The following is a 15,866-nucleotide window of genomic DNA, read 5'->3' on the forward strand; positions in this document are numbered from 1 at the left end:
GTGTGACTCAGCCTGCCTCGAGGGAACCGCCTTCGAGGGACCCGCCTTCGGAATCCCAGCATTGCTGTGCGGCAATCGTTTCGGCATCGCCGGTGGACCCAAGGTCGACTCGCACGGTGAGTCTGCCGCCGCTGACCCCGAGGACATCGATGGTGTGCGCGGGCTTGTGCCGGTAGCCGTCGAGCCGGACCTGGCGCCCAGCGTTGGCGAGTTTGCGGGGTGTGATGGTCCATTCGTCGAGGTGATAGATCACTCGATGGATCGGGCCGAGCCGGACCCCGAGCACCGCGAGCAGATCGGGAAGCGCGGCCACGAGGTCGTTGCCGTACGGCCGCCACACCCCGCCGGTGCCCGCTGTGTCGAATTGGAACCGCAGTCGATGGACGGACGGTGTCTGCCGCCTCGGGGTGGTTTTGCTCAGTTGTAGCGTCATGGCTGACGCTCCCATCTCGGCCGCGCCGCGGCCGGGTTCAAGGTCTCGGTGAGACCGGTGATCAGGATGTCCAGGCCGCGTTCGAGTTCGGCTGCGCCGTCGTAAGCGGCCAGATCCGAGGCGAGACCGCGAAGCAAGGGAAATTCGCCGATCGGTAGGCGGTGTAGGCCCAGACGCAGCAGGTCGGTGGTCTCTTCAGGGCGTTCGACGATTTTTTGGAGCTCGTTGAGGAGGTGGCCATAGAGGAATCCGAACAGCGCCCGGTAGATGTGCAGGGCGTCGGTCCTGCTGAAGTCAGCTCGGACGAGCAGCTCCAGAGTCCGTTCCAGCGGCCGCAGGGTGCCGAGTGGCCGCAGTCCGAGCGGAGTGGACAGCGGGTGGGTGACCAACAGGGGAACCACGTTCGGGTGCGCTACGGCCAGCCGCCGGAAGTTGCGGGCGATGATGCGCAGTTGACGGCGCCAGTCGGGGTCGGCGGGCTCGACAGTCAGTTGTTCGAGCACGATCTCGGCGACACCGTCGAGGAGTGCGGCTTTGTTGGCCGCGTGCCGGTACAGCACCATCGGGTCGCGGCCGAGCGCCTGGCCGAGGCGCCGCATCGACAGGTGCTCGACACTCTCGCGATCGATGATCCCGAGCGCGGCCACCAGCATCGCAGACCGGGTCAGTGGGGTGTTCGTGGTGTCCCCGCGGTCGGCGCGACCTGCTGAAATGTCTGTGGAACCGATTGGTTCGGCCTTGATTCGGCTCATCGAATCAGCGTCTCCTCTCGGTCGGACGCTGTTATTGTTACCGTTGTAAGTCTACGCTGTAGACAGACGGTGTAGCCAGCCTTTAAGCTGGATGCAACCGGTTCGCCCAACCGCTGGTAGGCAGATGCGAGGAGTTCGTGGCCGAACTGCGCGACCGGGAGATAGGAACATTCCGATGACGATCAAGCACAAGATCACGAGCCGGGCCCGGGCAGGATGGGTGAGGTTGCAGACGCTGCTCGCCGGACCCGACGAAGACAGCCGCCGCCGAACGGATATCGGCGGCAGGCGTCCCGGCGGCCCCATCGAACGAGCCGGGCGCAAGCTGAGACACGCCTTCGAACACTGACCCCGGTCTCGACCGCCTGCGGGTAGGACTTGTCCGCGGCAAGCGCTCAGGAGATTCGAGGACATAACGAATGGCAATCACACAGGTAGCCGTCTACGCACACTTGAGCGATACGGATGTCGAAGCATTGGGGCGGGAACTCGACGCGATTCGCCGTGACATCCTGGATCGGCGCGGCGCCCGGGATGCCGCCTATATCCGTCGGACGATCGCGTTCCAACGAATACTGGATGTCACGGCCCGGCTGGTGATCGCCTGCACCCGAACGAAACGCGGCTGGTTGCTGGGGACGACGGCGCTGGCGGCGGCAAAGAGCATCGAGAACATGGAAATCGGCCACAATGTGTGCCACGGCCAATGGGATTGGATGAACGACCCGGAAATCCATTCCAGCACTTGGGAATGGGACATGACGGGTCTGTCGTCCCAGTGGCGCTATTCGCACAACTATCGCCATCATGTGTACACCAATGTCCTCGGCATGGACGACGACATCGGGTTCGGCGTGATGCGGATGACCCGCGACCAGCGGTGGGGACCATGGCTGCTGTTGCAGCCACTGCAGAACCTGTTTCTGGCGGCGACTTTCGAGTGGGGGATCGCTCTGCACGATCTGTACTCCGAGCGCGACCGCGCGGCCACCCCGGCGGAGAAGACCGCCCAGACCAGAGCACTGATCGGGAAGATCGCGCGGCAGATCGGCAAGGACTACGTGCTCTTTCCGGCGCTGAGCGGGCGGCACTGGCGTCGCACACTCGCCGCGAACTTCGCCGCCAATACGCTGCGCAATCTCTGGGCGTATGTGGTGATATTCTGCGGTCATTTCCCTGACGGCGCAGAGAAATTCACCCCCGCCGCCGTGCAGCACGAGACCAAGGCCGAGTGGTATCTGCGGCAGATGCTCGGGACCGCGAATTTCCAGGCCGGGCCGGTGCTGGCATTCCTGAGCGGAAACCTGTGCCATCAGATCGAACACCATCTGTTTCCCGACCTGCCCAGCAACCGGTACGCCGAGATCGCCCGGCGCGTACGCGCGTTGTGTGACAAATACGACCTGCCCTACACCACCGGACCACTGATCCGGCAGTACCTATTGACCCTGCGCACCATTCACAAGTTGGCCCTACCGGACAGCTTCCTGACCGCGACCTCCGACGACGCACCAGAAACCGCCTCCGAACGCAAATTCGGCGCACACCCTGCGATCGGTGTCGGCGCATTCCCTCGGCGCGGCCTGCGCACCGCGCTGAACCTCGCACGCCGGTTTCCGTCCTCCCGAGGATCGAACCTCTAGTGCACTGGAACTGATCAGCCGAGTTTTTCGCGGCCGAGGCGCTGAGCCCCATCGCGCATCCGGCAATGCGGCGACGCGGTCCAGCCGGTCGGCGAGTACCTGCCGCGCGTCGGCGCCGTCGCAGGGAGCGAGTGCGGCAAGGTAGGGGTCCTTCTATGCGCTGAGGAATGAGACCGAATGCCCTATATCGCGCATTCACACAGAGCCCGTGTTACCCGAGCAACCCCGGATGTCGCACGTCATCTACACTCGCACAGCGAGTTCCGACACCAGTGTTGGGCAGTGAATGGCCCGACATCCCGATCGAGACGATGCTCGATACCGCCGCCTGCCACCGGCTGGAAGGTGTGGTCAGCAAGCGTGTGGACTCGGTGTACCGGCCGGAGACGCGCTCGCGGCTGTGGTTGAAGACGGCGATCCGGCAGACGACAGAGGTGATCATCGCAGGCGGGTTCCCCGCAGCAGCAGCGGCGGCGGCGAGCGGGGCGCGCTGATCCTCGGTGTCTACGATGAGTCGAACCGTTTGGTCTACATCGGGCACGTCGGCACCGGCTTCACGATGGCCGCGCGACGGGCACTGCTCGCGCAGTTGAAGGCATTGACCACAACCGACAGCCCGTTCGACCAGTCGGCACCCTCCTGGCGGATGACGGCGGCGCGGTGGGTGAAACCACAGCTGGTGGGCACCGTCGAGTACCGAGAGTTCATCGGCGTGTTGCGGCATCCGAGCTGGCGCGGGTTGCGCGTTGAGATCGTTCCCTCCGGGGTGCGGCTACCGACTCGAGACGTGCCCTTTCCCCGGGCTTGAAGCTGTCATGGCTGGTGAGGTCAGGCGTTGGCGTAGCCACCGGCATTCCACACCAACCAGCGGAACTGCTGCGGGGCGAATGCCTGGCGAGCCGGAACACCCGAGGCCGGAGAATGCGGCCAGAACGCTACACCGCACCGATGGCAATAGAAACCGGCCTGCACCGCATGCGCGGTGGAACGTCCTCGAACGATCCGTCCGTTGCGGCGAATACGGCACACCGCGACAGTGAGCATGACAGCGCCAGGCGCTGCTAACCCCCGAGGAACATGACCATGGCCAGGGCCGCAACCCAGTGCGACACCCCCGGCACGGGATGTGCGATCCCAGCGACCGCCGGAGCGATCCCTGACAGCGCTGGAACTAGCAGTACCAGTGCGAAGAAGGTCAGCCACCCAGCGGGGGTGCGGGCGGGCTCGCGGGCGAGGCTTTGGGCGAGTGCTGTGGTGTGGGTGCGGTCGACGGTGGCAGTGCCGAACACCGGCACCAGGCCCGTCGAGGCGACTCCCACACCGGAATAAACGCCTGTCCCGAAGCTGGTCGACACGCCATCGGCATGCAGAGCGGGCACACTCTGCACCCAGTCGAGTTGATGGCAGTGCGGACACGTCAGATAGACATTCATACGGGCAACACCCTCCCGGGCCGTTGCGCTGTAGCGGCGTGTCTGTGGTGCAGGTACCTGCAACGAGAACTCCCAGGTATGCAACACCCTCCAGCATCGGCTGTCGAGAGACATATGTGAGCTTCCGCATCGATAAGTCCCTCTAGTAGTGCTTTGTTAGATGCGCCGGGATGTGCTGTGCTGCAATGGTGTTGCGCGAGGAGATGGACGTGGTCCGTCCGGTGATCGAGGAGTTCGCCGCCGAGATGTTCGCCGGGTTCGCCCGCCGGGACCAACGAGCCAAGGGGCAGCTGTACCTGCGGGGCCTGCTGGCAGACGGTAAACGCAAGTCGATGCAGCCCATGGCGGCGCGGCTCGGGGTCGATCATCAGCAGTTGCAGCAGTTCGTGACGACCTCGACCTGGGACCACACCCAGGTCCGGGCCCGGCTGACCGGGTGGGCGGCGCGGTTCGTCGACCCCGACGCCCTCGTGGTCGACGACACCGGGTTTCCCAAGGACGGGACAGCATCACCGGGTGTGGCGCGAATGTACTGCGGGGCGTTGGGCAAACGCGGCAACTGCCAGATCGGAGTGAGCGTGCACGCGGCCACCGACTGGGCCTCGGCCGCACTGGATTGGCGGCTCTACCTACCGAAGTCCTGGGACGACCACACCGCCACCGACCCGGACGAAGCCGAACAGATCACCGCACGGCGGGCACGGTGCGCGATTCCCGACCACGCTCGGTTCCGGGAGAAGTGGCGGCTGGCGCTGGACATGCTCGACGAGGTCCTCACCTGGGGAATGCCCGCCCGGCCGGTGATCGCCGATGCCGCCTACGGCGACAGCACCGCCTTCCGCGCCGGACTGACCGAACGCGGCCTGACCTACGTCCTGGCGGTCTCGGCGGCGACCAGCGTCCACCCCGCCACCGCTGAACCGGTGCCACCGACCTACTCCGGATTCGGGCGACCCCCAACCCGCACCGACTACCCCGACAAGCCCGTCACCGCCAAGACGATGATCATCACCACCGGCCGCTCAGCGGGACGGTTCGTCACCTGGCGGCGCGGCTCCCGCCACACCGCATCGAACCCGGGCGCGGTGATGCGCTCCCGGTTCCTCGCCTTACGGGTGCGCCCGGCCAACCGCAACATCACCCGCGGACCGGACGGCAGCCTTCCCGAATGCTGGCTGCTGGCCGAATGGCCCACCGGCGCGGCCGAACCCACCGACTACTGGCTGGCCACCGTGGCATCAAGCATCCCGCTACGAGACCTCGTGCGGCTGGCGAAAATCCGCTGGCGCATCGAACACGACTACCGCGAACTCAAAGACGGCCTCGGCCTGGACCACTTCGAAGGCCGATCCTGGCTCGGCTGGCACCGCCACGTCACCCTCACCTCCATCGCCCAGGCAATCTGCACCACGCTGCGCCTCACCCCAAAAGCCCCTGCGCAGGCCTGACCCTCTACGCCGTCCTGCGCCGACTCCAACACCTACTCGCCACCTGGACCGGGCACTGCCACACCTGCCACCAACCCCTACCAGCCCGAACACAACCACCCCACACCTAACAAAGCACTACTAGTCATTGGCTCATAAGTCGATTCGCCTGTGTCGGCGAGCAGCCCGCTGCGTTCGTAATAGCGCAGTGTCTGGGCCTTCACCCCCCGTGGCGGCGGCAACTGGCTGGTGCGCAACCCGGTCAACGCCGATCCCCGCCGATCGCAGCATCCACCCGCGCCGCCAGTGCGTCAAGAACTTCGACCTCGCTATCGGGGACCTCGATGCGCATCAAGTGCCCGGTGATGGTGGCTCGAAGGTGAAGGCGGACAACGAGCAGTACCCGGACTCACGGGCGGCCAGCTCTCCGGCGGTCGCCTCGGCGCCGGCGTCCAGCAGCGGCTCCAGTCGCGTGCGCGCCGGGCGATCGGTGCGCTGCACGGACTCGGCGAAGAACGGTCGAACTCCGCGACCCGAACCGGTTGCTCGGTGGTGGGCAGGGTGTACGAGTCCGGCACCCAGTCTTCGGAGGGGGCGTCAGCATCGCATGACGCCCACGGTAAGCCTGTACTTGGGTGCAGGATGCAACCCCATCCAGTGAATTCGGCGACACAAGACCCTTGCGCCGAGTCGTCATCCAGCGCGGTCCGCGGCCCATGCGTAGCTAGGGCATCCGCGCTGTCGAGAGTGGCGGGTTGCAGTTGCGCCACGGCGAGCCTGCTAGCGCGCTGTGGGCGAGGCAGCCGGACATCGGCCACCGCCAGCTGCGGGCTGAGGCGCGGAATCTCCGCGCGAACTGCTACGTACGGCAGGGTGCGAACTGCTACGTACGGCAAGGAAGGAAGGTTCCGACTCTGCATCGATGATCGTCTGCGGGCGGCGGATTTCGGCGCACCGACTCGGCTGGTTCAGTGCGGACCGGTGGCTGCGATGCGCTGAGCACCTGGTTGATGGGTGGTGACGCCGTCACCACTTCGCTGGTGACGCCGTCATCACCGCGGCAGTCGAAACTGCTCTGACCTGCGGTGTTGACGCCGTCACCAGAATCCCGTTCCGTTCGGTACGGGAATGCACCGATGCGTTGTGAACCCGCAGGTGAGAAGCAGGTCAGGTGTCATCGACGGGTCGCTGACCAGGGATTTTCCGGGCGGCCGGGCGGAGGGATCGACACCCCGCCCGGACCGCATAGGATTTCTACCAGCTTCTGGCTGGTGAATCGGGGATTTCCGGTCGTCTCACTAGAATGGGGCGACCGTATTCGTCCGCTTCCGGGAGCCAGCCGTGACCATCCAGCCCGTTCGCCTGTTCGGCGATCCCATCCTGCGTGCCCGCGCCGCGGAGGTCACCGCGTTCGACCGTGAGCTGCGGCAGCTGGTGACCGACCTGACCGAGACCATGCACGACGACGGCGGTGTCGGGATGGCCGCGCCGCAGATCGGGGTCGGGCTGCGCGTGTTCGTCTACGACACCGGCGACGCCGCGGGGCATCTGGTCAACCCGCAGTGGGAAGTCCTCGGCGACGAGGAGCAGGTCGGGCCGGAAGGCTGTCTGTCGATTCCCGGGGTGCGCTACGACACCCGGCGGGCCTTGCGCGTGCGGGCCTCCGGGGTGGACGTCGACGGCGCGCCGGTCGTGTTCGAAGCCGAAGCGCTGCTCGCGCGGTGCGTGCAGCACGAGACCGATCATCTCGACGGGGTGCTGTTCATCGATCGCCTGGACCCGGCCCAGCGCAAGGAGGCGATGCGGGTGATCCGCGAATCCGATTGGTTCGCAGCGGGATTGACGGTGCGCCCGGCACGCTCGATGAGCGGTGCGGGCCGGCCCAACCCGTTCGGAGCGGGCCGCTGATGCGCGTCGTCTTCGCGGGGACTCCCGAACCGGCGGTTCCGTCGTTGCGGCGTCTGCTGGAGTCGTCGCGGCACGAGGTCGTCGCCGTGGTGACGCGGCCGGACGCGGTGGCCGGGCGCGGCCGGAAGGTGACCAGGTCGCCGGTCGGCCTGCTGGCCGACGAGCACGGCATCCCGGTGCTGACCCCGGGGCGGCCCTCGGAGCCGGAATTCGTCGCGCGGCTCACCGAACTCGCGCCCGACTGCTGCCCGGTCGTCGCCTACGGTGCGTTGCTGCCCCAGCCGGTGCTCGACATCCCCCGGTTCGGCTGGATCAACCTGCATTTCTCGCTGTTGCCCGCGTGGCGTGGCGCGGCGCCGGTACAGGCCGCGATCGATGCGGGCGACGAGATCACCGGCGCCTCCACCTTCCAGATCGAGGCCGGGCTGGACACCGGTCCGGTCTTCGGCATGGTGACCGAGAAGATCGCCGTGACCGACACCGCGGGCATCCTCCTGGAGCGGTTGGCCGACAGCGGCGCCCGTCTGCTGGAAGCGACGCTGGACGGGGTGGAAGACGGGACCTTGCAGGCGGTACCGCAATCCACGGACGGCGTCTCGTACGCGCCCAAGGTCGGTGTCGAGGCCGGGCACGTGCGCTGGGATCAACCGGCGCTGGCCATCAGCAGGCGGATTCGCGCGGTCACCCCCGCTCCGGGGGCCTGGACCGAGGTCGGCGGCACCCGGCTGAAGCTGGGGCCGGTCGAGCTGGTCGAGGAGGAGCTGCCGGAACGCGTGATCGAGGTACGCAAGTCCGGCGTGTACGTCGGCACCGCCACCACCGCGGTGCGGCTCGACCAGGTACAGCCGCAAGGCAAGCGCATGATGGCCGCGCTCGACTGGGCGCGCGGCGCCCGTCTGCAGCCGGGCGCGGTGGTCGAATGACGCCGCGCGGCAATCGTCCCGGCGACGACAACGCACGCAACCGGCGGCGCGAAGAACGAGAGTCGGCGCCGAACCGCGCCGGGGAGGGCCGGGCCCACGCGCAGGGCGGCGCGCGGCAGCAGAACCGCGACGGTGGAGGCCGGTCCCAGACGGGCGGTCAGCGCTCCGGCAACGGGCGAGCCGAGCCGGGCGGCCGGGATCGCGACGAACGGCGCGGTTCCACGGGACGACGTGCGGTGGCGGGCCGATCCGACCGATCCACCGCCGGGCGTCCGGCTGCCGCGAGATCCGCGGGTCAGGGTGCCAAGGCCGCTGGGCGGTCGCATCGCAGAGAACCCGCCGATCAGCCGCGGTCCGTCGCGAGGGACGTGCTGCGTGCGGTCCGTGAGCGCGACGCGTACGCCAACCTCGTGCTGCCCGCGTTGCTGCGGGAACGGGGATTGTCCGGGCGCGATGCCGCATTGGCCACCGAACTCGCCTACGGCGCGTGCCGGTCGCTGGGGCTGCTGGATGCGGTGATCGCCGAAGGCGCGGGCCGGTCGATCGAGGAGATCGACGGACCGTTGCTCGACGTGCTGCGGCTGGGCGTCTACCAGCTGTTGCGTACCCGGATCGGCGCGCACGCCGCCGTGGACACCTCCGTGGCGCTGGCCCGCGCCGAATTCGGCGCGGGCAAGGCCGGTTTCGTCAATGCCGTGCTGCGGCGCGCGGGGGAGAAGACCCCCGAGCAGTGGGTCGAGGCGCTCGCGCCCGCCGACCCCGTCGGCCGGTTGGCGTTCGAGTACGCGCATCCCCCGTGGATCGCGCAGGCGTTCGCCGACGCCCTGGGGGCGCGCGCGGCGGAACTGCGCGAGGTGCTCGCCGCCGACGACGCCCGCCCGCTGGTGCACTTGGTGGCCCGCCCGGGCGACATCACCGCGGAGGAACTCGCGCTGGTGACCGGCGGCGAGGAAGGCCGCTGGTCGCCGTACGCGGTCTACCTGGAGGGTGGTGATCCGGGCAAACTCGAGCCGGTGCGCGAGGGCATGGCGGCGGTGCAGGACGAAGGCAGCCAGCTGGTCGCGCTGGCGTTGACCAGGGCCGAACTCGACGGCCCTGACAACGGGCGCTGGCTGGATCTGTGCGCCGGACCGGGCGGCAAGGCCGCGCTGCTCGGCGCGCTTGCCGCGATCGACGGTTTCCGGGTCGACGCGGTCGAGCCCGCCGCCCACCGCGCCGAGCTGGTGCGCAAGGCCGTGCACGACCTGCCGGTGGACGTCCATGTCGCCGACGGCCGAGCCAGCGGGCTGACCTCCGGTTACGACCGCATCCTGGTGGACGCGCCGTGCACGGGCCTCGGGGCGCTGCGCCGCAGGCCGGAGGCGCGCTGGCGGCGTACCCCGGCCGACGTCCGGGAACTCGTCGCCTTGCAGCGCGAATTGATCACCGCAGCATGGGATCTGCTGCGTCCCGGCGGGGTCGTGGTGTATTCGACCTGCTCGCCGCACCTACCGGAGACGGTGTCGATCGTCGCCGACGCGGTGCGCCGCCTCGGCGCCGAACAGCTCGACACCCGGGAGTTGCTCCCCGGCGTCACCGATGTCGGGGACGGACCGGGAGCGCAGCTGTGGCCGCACCGGCACGGCACCGACGCCATGTTCCTGGCCGCTTTGCGCAAACCCCGCTGAGCGGCATTCCATTCGTCCAAGAGCCGGGCGCGTCGTTCTGCCGCACCTCAGGAGGATGACGGTGACCTGGCACGACGTGGTCCGGATGGCGGGTGCCGGAGGTCGCTGAATCCATCTGGTGGCGCAGCCCGGCCCTGAAGGTCGGCGGCAAGGGCTTCGCGCGCCTGCGCGCCGAGGCCGCAGACGTTCTCGTGTCGGCCTGCGACCTCGCCGAGAAGGAGGCGCCGCTCGTGTCCGGCGATCCGGCCTGCTACACCACGCCGCACTACGACGGTGACGCCGACATCCTGATCGACCTGGATCGGGTGGCGTCCGCCCAGCTGCGGGAACTGCTCGATGCCGCGTTGGTGGCTCACCGCTCCCGCGAAAGTGCCCGAGCTGCGGGCGCGCGACCCCCGCTGAGCCCGCTCATTCCCGGCTGGACTGTTCCCGCAGCCGGGCAAGGGTTTTCGCGAGGATGCGCGAGACGTGCATTTGCGAGATGCCCATCTGGTGCGCGATCTGGGTCTGGGTCATCGACTCGAAGAACCGCATGGTGAGGATGCGCCGTTCCCGCTCGGGCAGCCCGGCCAGCAGCGGGCGGATCGCGACGTATTCCTCGACCCGATCGAACTGGGATTCCTCCTCGCCGAGGGTGTCCAGCAGCGAAGCGTCGGTGTCGCGGCCGAGCGTGGCGGCGTCGATCGAACTCGGCTGGTAGGCGTTGCCCGCGATGACCGCCTGGGTCACCTCGTCCGGATCGACGTCCAGCTCCGCGGCGATCTCCTTCGCCGTCGGCGAGCGGCCTAGGGTCTGGGAAAGACTGTCGATCGCCGCGCCGATGCGTAGGTGAGTCTCCTTGACCCGGCGCGGCACTCGCATCGCCCAGGTGTTGTCGCGGAAGTACCGGCGAACCTCGCCCATGATGGTCGGCACCGCGAAAGACAGGAAGTTCGAGCCGCGGCCCACGTCGAAACGGTCCACCGCGTGCACCAAGCCGACGCGTGCGACCTGGGTCAGGTCGTCGAACGGCTCGCCGCGCCCGCTGAACTTGCGGGCGATGTGATCGGCGAGCGGAATGCAGCGGCTGATCAGCTCCGCGCGCAGGGCGTTGTGCCGCGCAGTGCCGCGTTCACTGGCCGCCAGCTGCTCGAAGAGCAGCCCGACGTCGTCGTAACCGGGGACCGTGCCCGCCGCCTCCAGGGTTTCCTCGGCATCGACGGTGTCTTCGGTGGTCAGCGTGTCGGCGTCGTCATCGCGCTGGGAGTCGTACACGGTGTCTTCGTCCGCCACTACGCCTTCCCCCGGACCCGACGGAACTCGACCGTCGTCGGGTATCCGGAAATAGTCGTGTCGAACGAATCCTGTGTCGCCTCCACCGCGTCGGTGAGAGTGCGCAGCACATGCCACCCGAAGCTGCGCTGGTCGGGCAGGCCCGGCTTCTCCGCGATGCCCTCGACCCGGACGAGCAACTCGGTGTCACCGACGGTGAACCGGCAGTTCAGGCTCGTTTCCGGGGCGGCGACCGCGATCAGCGTCGAGCAGACCTCGTCGACGGCCAGCCGGATGTCGGCCACCTCGTCCAGCGTGAAATCGCTGAGTAGGACAAGTGTTTCGGCGAGCCCACGCACGATGGGCAGTTGTGTCACCGACGCCGCCACCCGAATCTCCACCGGGGTGCTGTAGAGCCCCTGTTCCGCCGAAATATTGATCACCCTATGCAGGCTACCCACTCCCGCGCTGGGCAACCCTGGGTACCGTTAGACTCCGGCGTTGTGTCCAACCCGACTTACCCGCGTCCGGCCGCTCCGATGATCGCCCCCTCCATTCTGTCCGCCGACTTCGCGCACCTCGCGGACGAAGCCCAGGCCGTCGCAGGCGCCGACTGGCTGCACGTCGATGTGATGGACGCGCACTTCGTGCCGAATCTCACGCTCGGTCTCCCCGTGGTGGAGAGCCTGCTGAAGGCGACCGAGATTCCGCTGGACTGCCACCTGATGATCGAGGATCCGGGCCGCTGGGCGCCGCCGTACGCGGAGGCGGGCGCACACAATGTGACCTTCCACGCGGAGGCGACCGACGATCCGATCGCGGTGGCCCGCGACATCCGCGCCGCGGGCGCCAAGGCGGGGCTCTCGGTGAAGCCCGGCACGCCGATCGAGCCGTACCTGGAGATCCTGCGCGAATTCGACACGCTCCTGGTGATGAGCGTGGAACCGGGGTTCGGCGGGCAGTCGTTCATCCCGGAGGTCCTGCAGAAGGCGCGCATCGTGCGAAACCTGGTCGATTCCGGGGAGCTGCGGCTGCTGGTCGAGATCGACGGCGGCATCAACGCCGACACCATCGAGGCGGCCGCGGAGGCCGGTGTGGACTGCTTCGTCGCCGGTTCCGCGGTCTACAGCACGGCCGACCCCGGGGCCACCGTGCAGAAGTTGCGCAGCCAGGCGGCCTCGGCGTGGGCCCACTGAACGGCGCTATCCGGCTCGACTGCCACGCGCCGCGATCGCACGGATCGTCTCGATCACCGCGCTGATCGGCGGGCGGCGGGCCCCGGCCTCGGGTGACCGGATCCATACGCGGTATCCGGTGCGCTCGTCGTCCGGTGACGGCAGCACCACTTGGCTGCCCGTGCAGGCCACCGCCGCGTACAGGCGGAACAATTCGGCCGAGACCGCCGGGCTGATCGCGTCGGGCCCGGCGGGCCCGGTGAGGAAGGTCCAGTGCCTGGCCCGCGGGTGGTCGACGACCGGGCCCGCGATTCCGTCCTGAACGAGTTGGCGCAGCACTTGCTCGCCGAGTTCGGCGGGCATGGTGACGGCGCCGTAGTCGACGCCGATCTGCAGCAGGATGCGATGCGAACCCGGATCCATCGACGCGGGGAGCTGGAATTCGCGCCGATACCGTGAGCAGCGAATTTCCGGCGTCGAATCGAGAAATGTGGTCACACCGCGCCCCCAGCTGTGTCCGACTCGATTTGTTCCACTGTTTCTCCGGCTTTCTTCGAGGGGTGAACTCGTGCGGCAGGCTTCCCGGTCGACCGCCACATGCCCTGGTGGAGCGGCTCACGGACTGCTCTGGCGGAAAAGGTTGAACGCGAGAAGTCGGCCGCGTAACGATATCGCCTCCCGCCTCGTCGGAGCGCGGAATCTGCGTTATAACCGCGTTTCGTTCGGGTATCGAGTAGAAATCGGCAAACGCCCCACGGGATAAGTAGATTCATGCGGTACGGCGAAGGTCTCGAATGATCATCCGATCCCTCGTTCCGGGGTGAGCGCGGCGCGTGTGGACGATATTCGTTCCAGTTTGGATGGGACCGGCCGGTTCCGGATGGCTCGGCCCGCCCGGCGGTCCGCTTCCGAGCGGCCCGCGCCGCTGTCGACCGCGACTCCGCGTCACTAGGCTGAGGGCACGGGAATAGCGGCCGGTCTCCGCGCTGTTGCGCAACCGGAAGACAACGACGACAGGAAGTCAGGGCACATGTTCACAGGCATCGTCGAGGAGCTCGGCGAGATCGTCGCCAGCGAACAGCTGGCCGACGCCGCGCGGCTGACGATCAAGGGCAAGCTGGTGACCTCCGATGCCGGGCACGGCGATTCGATCGCCGTGAACGGGGTGTGCCTGACCGTCGTGGAAGTGGTCGGCGGCGACTCCTTCACCGTCGATGTCATGGCGGAGACGCTCAACCGCTCGAGCATCGGCAAGCTCGATGTCGGCGCGAAGGTGAATCTCGAGCGCGCCGCGGCGCTGAACAGCAGGCTCGGTGGCCACCTGGTGCAAGGGCATGTGGACGGCACCGGCACCGTGCTCTCGCGCACCCCGTCGGAGAACTGGGACGTGGTGCGGATCTCGCTTCCCGAGAACATCGCCCGCTACGTGGTGGAGAAGGGTTCGATCACCGTGGACGGCATCTCGCTCACCGTCTCCGGCCTCGGCGTCTCCGACGGACCCGCCGAAGCGGGCAGCCGGGACTGGTTCGAGGTCTCGCTCATCCCCACCACCCTCTCGCTGACCAACCTCGGCTTCGCCACCGTCGGCACCACCGTCAACCTGGAAGTCGACGTGATCGCCAAGTACGTCGAGCGCCTCCAGCAGCGCGGCTGACCGTGACCGCTCCGCTCGTCCGCGCCGACCCGGACGAGGGTGCGCGGCGCCACCGGCGCGCGCGAGGCAGCTGTGCCGCAGTGCTGTCCGCCCAGCCGCCCCGAGGAGTCGCGGTGATCGGTCGAGCGGCAGGCCCGGCGTCGTCCGAGCGAAGCGAGACCGAGCATGTGCCGTTCGCGGCCCGGCTCGCGTCCGAGCGGCCGCCGCGTCCGCGACGAAGTCGCCAGCGGCGGTCGCTCGGACGCGAGCCAAGAGGGGGCCGCGAACACGCCGCGACGCAGTCGCGGCAAATCGAGCACAGTACTGTGGTGAGGCACCTATTTCGAGATGGAGCACAGCAGACGTGACCAGGTTCGACAGCATCGAGCGCGCAGTCGCCGACATCGCCGCCGGTAAGGCGGTCGTCGTCGTCGACGACGAGGACCGCGAGAACGAGGGAGACCTCATCTTCGCGGCGGAGAAGGCCACCCCAGAACTGGTCGCCTTCATGATCCGCTACACCTCCGGTTACATCTGCGTGCCGCTCACGGGTGACGATTGCGACCGGCTCGGCCTGCCGCCGATGTACGCGATGAACCAGGACAAGCACGGCACCGCGTACACGGTTTCCGTGGACGCGCGCGAGGGTGTGACGACCGGTATCTCCGGTGCGGACCGCGCCACCACCATGCGGCTGCTGGCCGACGCCGACGCCAAGGCCGACGATTTCACGCGCCCCGGTCACGTGGTGCCGCTGCGCGCGAAGGACGGTGGCGTGCTGCGCAGGCCCGGCCACACCGAGGCGGCCGTGGATCTGGCGCGCATGGCCGGCTTGCGTCCGGCGGGCGTGATCTGCGAGATCGTCAGCCAGAAGGACGAGGGCCACATGGCCCGCACCGAGGAGCTGCGCGTTTTCGCGGACGAGCACGAACTCGCGCTGATCTCGATCGCCGACATGATCGCCTGGCGGCGCAGGCACGAGAAGCACGTGGTGCGTGTCGCCGAGGCGCGCATCCCCACCGCGCACGGCGAGTTCATGGCGGTCGGTTACCAGAGCATCTACGACGAGGTCGAGCACGTCGCACTGGTGCGCGGCGACATCAGCGACGGCGAGGACGTGCTGGTGCGCGTGCACTCGGAGTGCCTGACCGGTGACGTGTTCGGGTCGCTGCGCTGCGACTGTGGCCCGCAGCTGGACGCCGCGTTGGAGATGGTCGCGGCCGAGGGGCGCGGTGTGGTGCTGTACATGCGCGGTCACGAAGGGCGCGGGATCGGCCTGATGCACAAGTTGCAGGCCTATCAGCTGCAGGACTCCGGCCACGACACGGTCGACGCGAACCTGGAACTGGGGCTGCCCGCCGACGCCCGCGATTACGGCACCGGCGCGCAGATCCTGGTGGATCTGGGCCTTCGCTCGATGCGCTTGCTGACCAACAACCCGGCCAAGCGGGTCGGCTTGGACGGCTACGGCCTGCGGATCACCGAGCGGGTGCCGATGCCGTTGCGCGCGAATGCGGAGAACCTGCGCTACCTGCGCACCAAGCGGGACCGGATGGGGCACGACCTGATCGGCCTCGACGAGCTCGATCTCGGCGAGACGGCGCACTGACCTGCGAACACA

Annotated in this window: 18 protein-coding genes and 1 pseudogene; 12 read left to right on the top strand and 7 right to left on the bottom strand. The window is 68.1% G+C overall.

Features of this window, described 5'->3' with window-relative positions:
* Positions 1 to 7 precede the first annotated feature (7 nt).
* Both QMG86_RS10070 and QMG86_RS10075 read right to left on the bottom strand, forming a co-directional pair.
* Positions 8 to 433, bottom strand: coding sequence for a DUF5994 family protein (locus QMG86_RS10070; RefSeq protein WP_281879086.1), 426 nt, complete (start codon positions 431 to 433; stop codon positions 8 to 10).
* On the bottom strand, positions 430 to 1,185 hold the full coding sequence (locus QMG86_RS10075; RefSeq protein WP_434085568.1) for a TetR/AcrR family transcriptional regulator C-terminal domain-containing protein: 756 nt from the start codon (positions 1,183 to 1,185) through the stop codon (positions 430 to 432). The genes QMG86_RS10070 and QMG86_RS10075 overlap by 4 nt, the downstream gene beginning before the upstream one ends.
* A gap of 175 nt (positions 1,186 to 1,360) precedes the next feature.
* On the opposite strand from QMG86_RS10075, the gene QMG86_RS10080 reads away from it, so the two are divergent.
* From QMG86_RS10080 to QMG86_RS10095, 4 genes are all read left to right on the top strand, one after another.
* Positions 1,361 to 1,534 (top strand): hypothetical protein, encoded by a 174-nt coding sequence (locus tag QMG86_RS10080; RefSeq protein WP_281879087.1) that lies wholly within the window; start codon positions 1,361 to 1,363, stop codon positions 1,532 to 1,534.
* 70 nt (positions 1,535 to 1,604) lie between these two features.
* A complete protein-coding gene (locus QMG86_RS10085; RefSeq protein ID WP_281879088.1) occupies positions 1,605 to 2,828 on the top strand; it encodes a fatty acid desaturase family protein in 1,224 nt (407 codons plus the stop codon).
* A 275-nt stretch (positions 2,829 to 3,103) separates the two neighbouring features.
* On the top strand, positions 3,104 to 3,322 hold the full coding sequence (locus QMG86_RS10090) for a hypothetical protein (protein WP_281879089.1): 219 nt from the start codon (positions 3,104 to 3,106) through the stop codon (positions 3,320 to 3,322).
* A 29-nt stretch (positions 3,323 to 3,351) separates the two neighbouring features.
* A complete protein-coding gene (locus tag QMG86_RS10095) occupies positions 3,352 to 3,636 on the top strand; it encodes an ATP dependent DNA ligase (RefSeq protein ID WP_281879090.1) in 285 nt (94 codons plus the stop codon).
* Positions 3,637 to 3,889: 253 nt separating this feature from the next.
* On the opposite strand, the gene QMG86_RS10100 is transcribed toward QMG86_RS10095, so the two are convergent.
* Positions 3,890 to 4,261, bottom strand: a complete 372-nt coding sequence (locus tag QMG86_RS10100; RefSeq protein WP_281879091.1) for a hypothetical protein — start codon at positions 4,259 to 4,261, stop codon at positions 3,890 to 3,892.
* A gap of 188 nt (positions 4,262 to 4,449) precedes the next feature.
* Here QMG86_RS10100 and QMG86_RS10105 point away from each other — a divergent pair, with 188 nt between their 5' ends.
* Positions 4,450 to 5,709, top strand: coding sequence for an IS701 family transposase (locus tag QMG86_RS10105; protein ID WP_434086199.1), 1,260 nt, complete (start codon positions 4,450 to 4,452; stop codon positions 5,707 to 5,709).
* 330 nt (positions 5,710 to 6,039) lie between these two features.
* On the opposite strand, the gene QMG86_RS10110 is transcribed toward QMG86_RS10105, so the two are convergent.
* The gene (locus QMG86_RS10110) at positions 6,040 to 6,189 is read right to left on the bottom strand and encodes a hypothetical protein (RefSeq protein WP_281879092.1); all 150 of its coding nucleotides are present in this window, start codon (positions 6,187 to 6,189) and stop codon (positions 6,040 to 6,042) included.
* Between the two features lie 840 nt (positions 6,190 to 7,029).
* Here QMG86_RS10110 and def point away from each other — a divergent pair.
* The 4 genes and pseudogenes from def to QMG86_RS33705 all read left to right on the top strand — a co-directional run.
* Positions 7,030 to 7,596, top strand: coding sequence for a peptide deformylase (gene def, locus QMG86_RS10115; RefSeq protein WP_281879093.1), 567 nt, complete (start codon positions 7,030 to 7,032; stop codon positions 7,594 to 7,596).
* Complete coding sequence (gene fmt / locus QMG86_RS10120; RefSeq protein WP_281879094.1) at positions 7,596 to 8,519, top strand: methionyl-tRNA formyltransferase; 924 nt, start codon at positions 7,596 to 7,598, stop codon at positions 8,517 to 8,519. Before def ends, fmt begins: the two co-directional genes overlap by 1 nt.
* A complete protein-coding gene (locus QMG86_RS10125; RefSeq protein WP_281879095.1) occupies positions 8,516 to 10,186 on the top strand; it encodes an RsmB/NOP family class I SAM-dependent RNA methyltransferase in 1,671 nt (556 codons plus the stop codon). Before fmt ends, QMG86_RS10125 begins: the two co-directional genes overlap by 4 nt.
* Before the next feature lie 92 nt (positions 10,187 to 10,278).
* Positions 10,279 to 10,470 (top strand): annotated as a pseudogene (locus QMG86_RS33705) (MmcQ/YjbR family DNA-binding protein); the annotation flags it as partial.
* 124 nt (positions 10,471 to 10,594) lie between these two features.
* On the opposite strand, the gene QMG86_RS10130 reads toward QMG86_RS33705, so the two are convergent.
* Together QMG86_RS10130 and QMG86_RS10135 are read right to left on the bottom strand one after the other, a co-directional pair.
* Positions 10,595 to 11,458 carry an RNA polymerase sigma factor SigF gene (locus QMG86_RS10130; RefSeq protein WP_434086169.1) on the bottom strand — a complete coding sequence of 288 codons (864 nt, stop codon included), beginning with the start codon at positions 11,456 to 11,458 and terminating at the stop codon, positions 10,595 to 10,597.
* On the bottom strand, positions 11,458 to 11,880 hold the full coding sequence (locus tag QMG86_RS10135) for an ATP-binding protein (protein ID WP_159837698.1): 423 nt from the start codon (positions 11,878 to 11,880) through the stop codon (positions 11,458 to 11,460). Before QMG86_RS10135 ends, QMG86_RS10130 begins: the two co-directional genes overlap by 1 nt.
* A gap of 96 nt (positions 11,881 to 11,976) precedes the next feature.
* Here QMG86_RS10135 and rpe point away from each other — a divergent pair, with 96 nt between their 5' ends.
* On the top strand, positions 11,977 to 12,633 hold the full coding sequence (gene rpe, locus QMG86_RS10140; protein WP_159838228.1) for a ribulose-phosphate 3-epimerase: 657 nt from the start codon (positions 11,977 to 11,979) through the stop codon (positions 12,631 to 12,633).
* Between the two features lie 6 nt (positions 12,634 to 12,639).
* Here rpe and QMG86_RS10145 read toward each other — a convergent pair whose 3' ends face one another.
* A complete protein-coding gene (locus tag QMG86_RS10145) occupies positions 12,640 to 13,110 on the bottom strand; it encodes a hypothetical protein (RefSeq protein ID WP_281879096.1) in 471 nt (156 codons plus the stop codon).
* Between the two features lie 532 nt (positions 13,111 to 13,642).
* Here QMG86_RS10145 and QMG86_RS10150 point away from each other — a divergent pair.
* Both QMG86_RS10150 and QMG86_RS10155 read left to right on the top strand, forming a co-directional pair.
* The gene (locus tag QMG86_RS10150; protein WP_281879097.1) at positions 13,643 to 14,266 is read left to right on the top strand and encodes a riboflavin synthase; all 624 of its coding nucleotides are present in this window, start codon (positions 13,643 to 13,645) and stop codon (positions 14,264 to 14,266) included.
* A 343-nt stretch (positions 14,267 to 14,609) separates the two neighbouring features.
* Positions 14,610 to 15,854, top strand: a complete 1,245-nt coding sequence (locus QMG86_RS10155) for a bifunctional 3,4-dihydroxy-2-butanone-4-phosphate synthase/GTP cyclohydrolase II (RefSeq protein ID WP_063017728.1) — start codon at positions 14,610 to 14,612, stop codon at positions 15,852 to 15,854.
* The last annotated feature ends 12 nt before the right edge of the window (positions 15,855 to 15,866 follow it).

The organism is Nocardia sputorum, assembly GCF_027924405.1.
Taxonomy (GTDB): Bacteria; Actinomycetota; Actinomycetes; order Mycobacteriales; family Mycobacteriaceae; genus Nocardia; species Nocardia sputorum.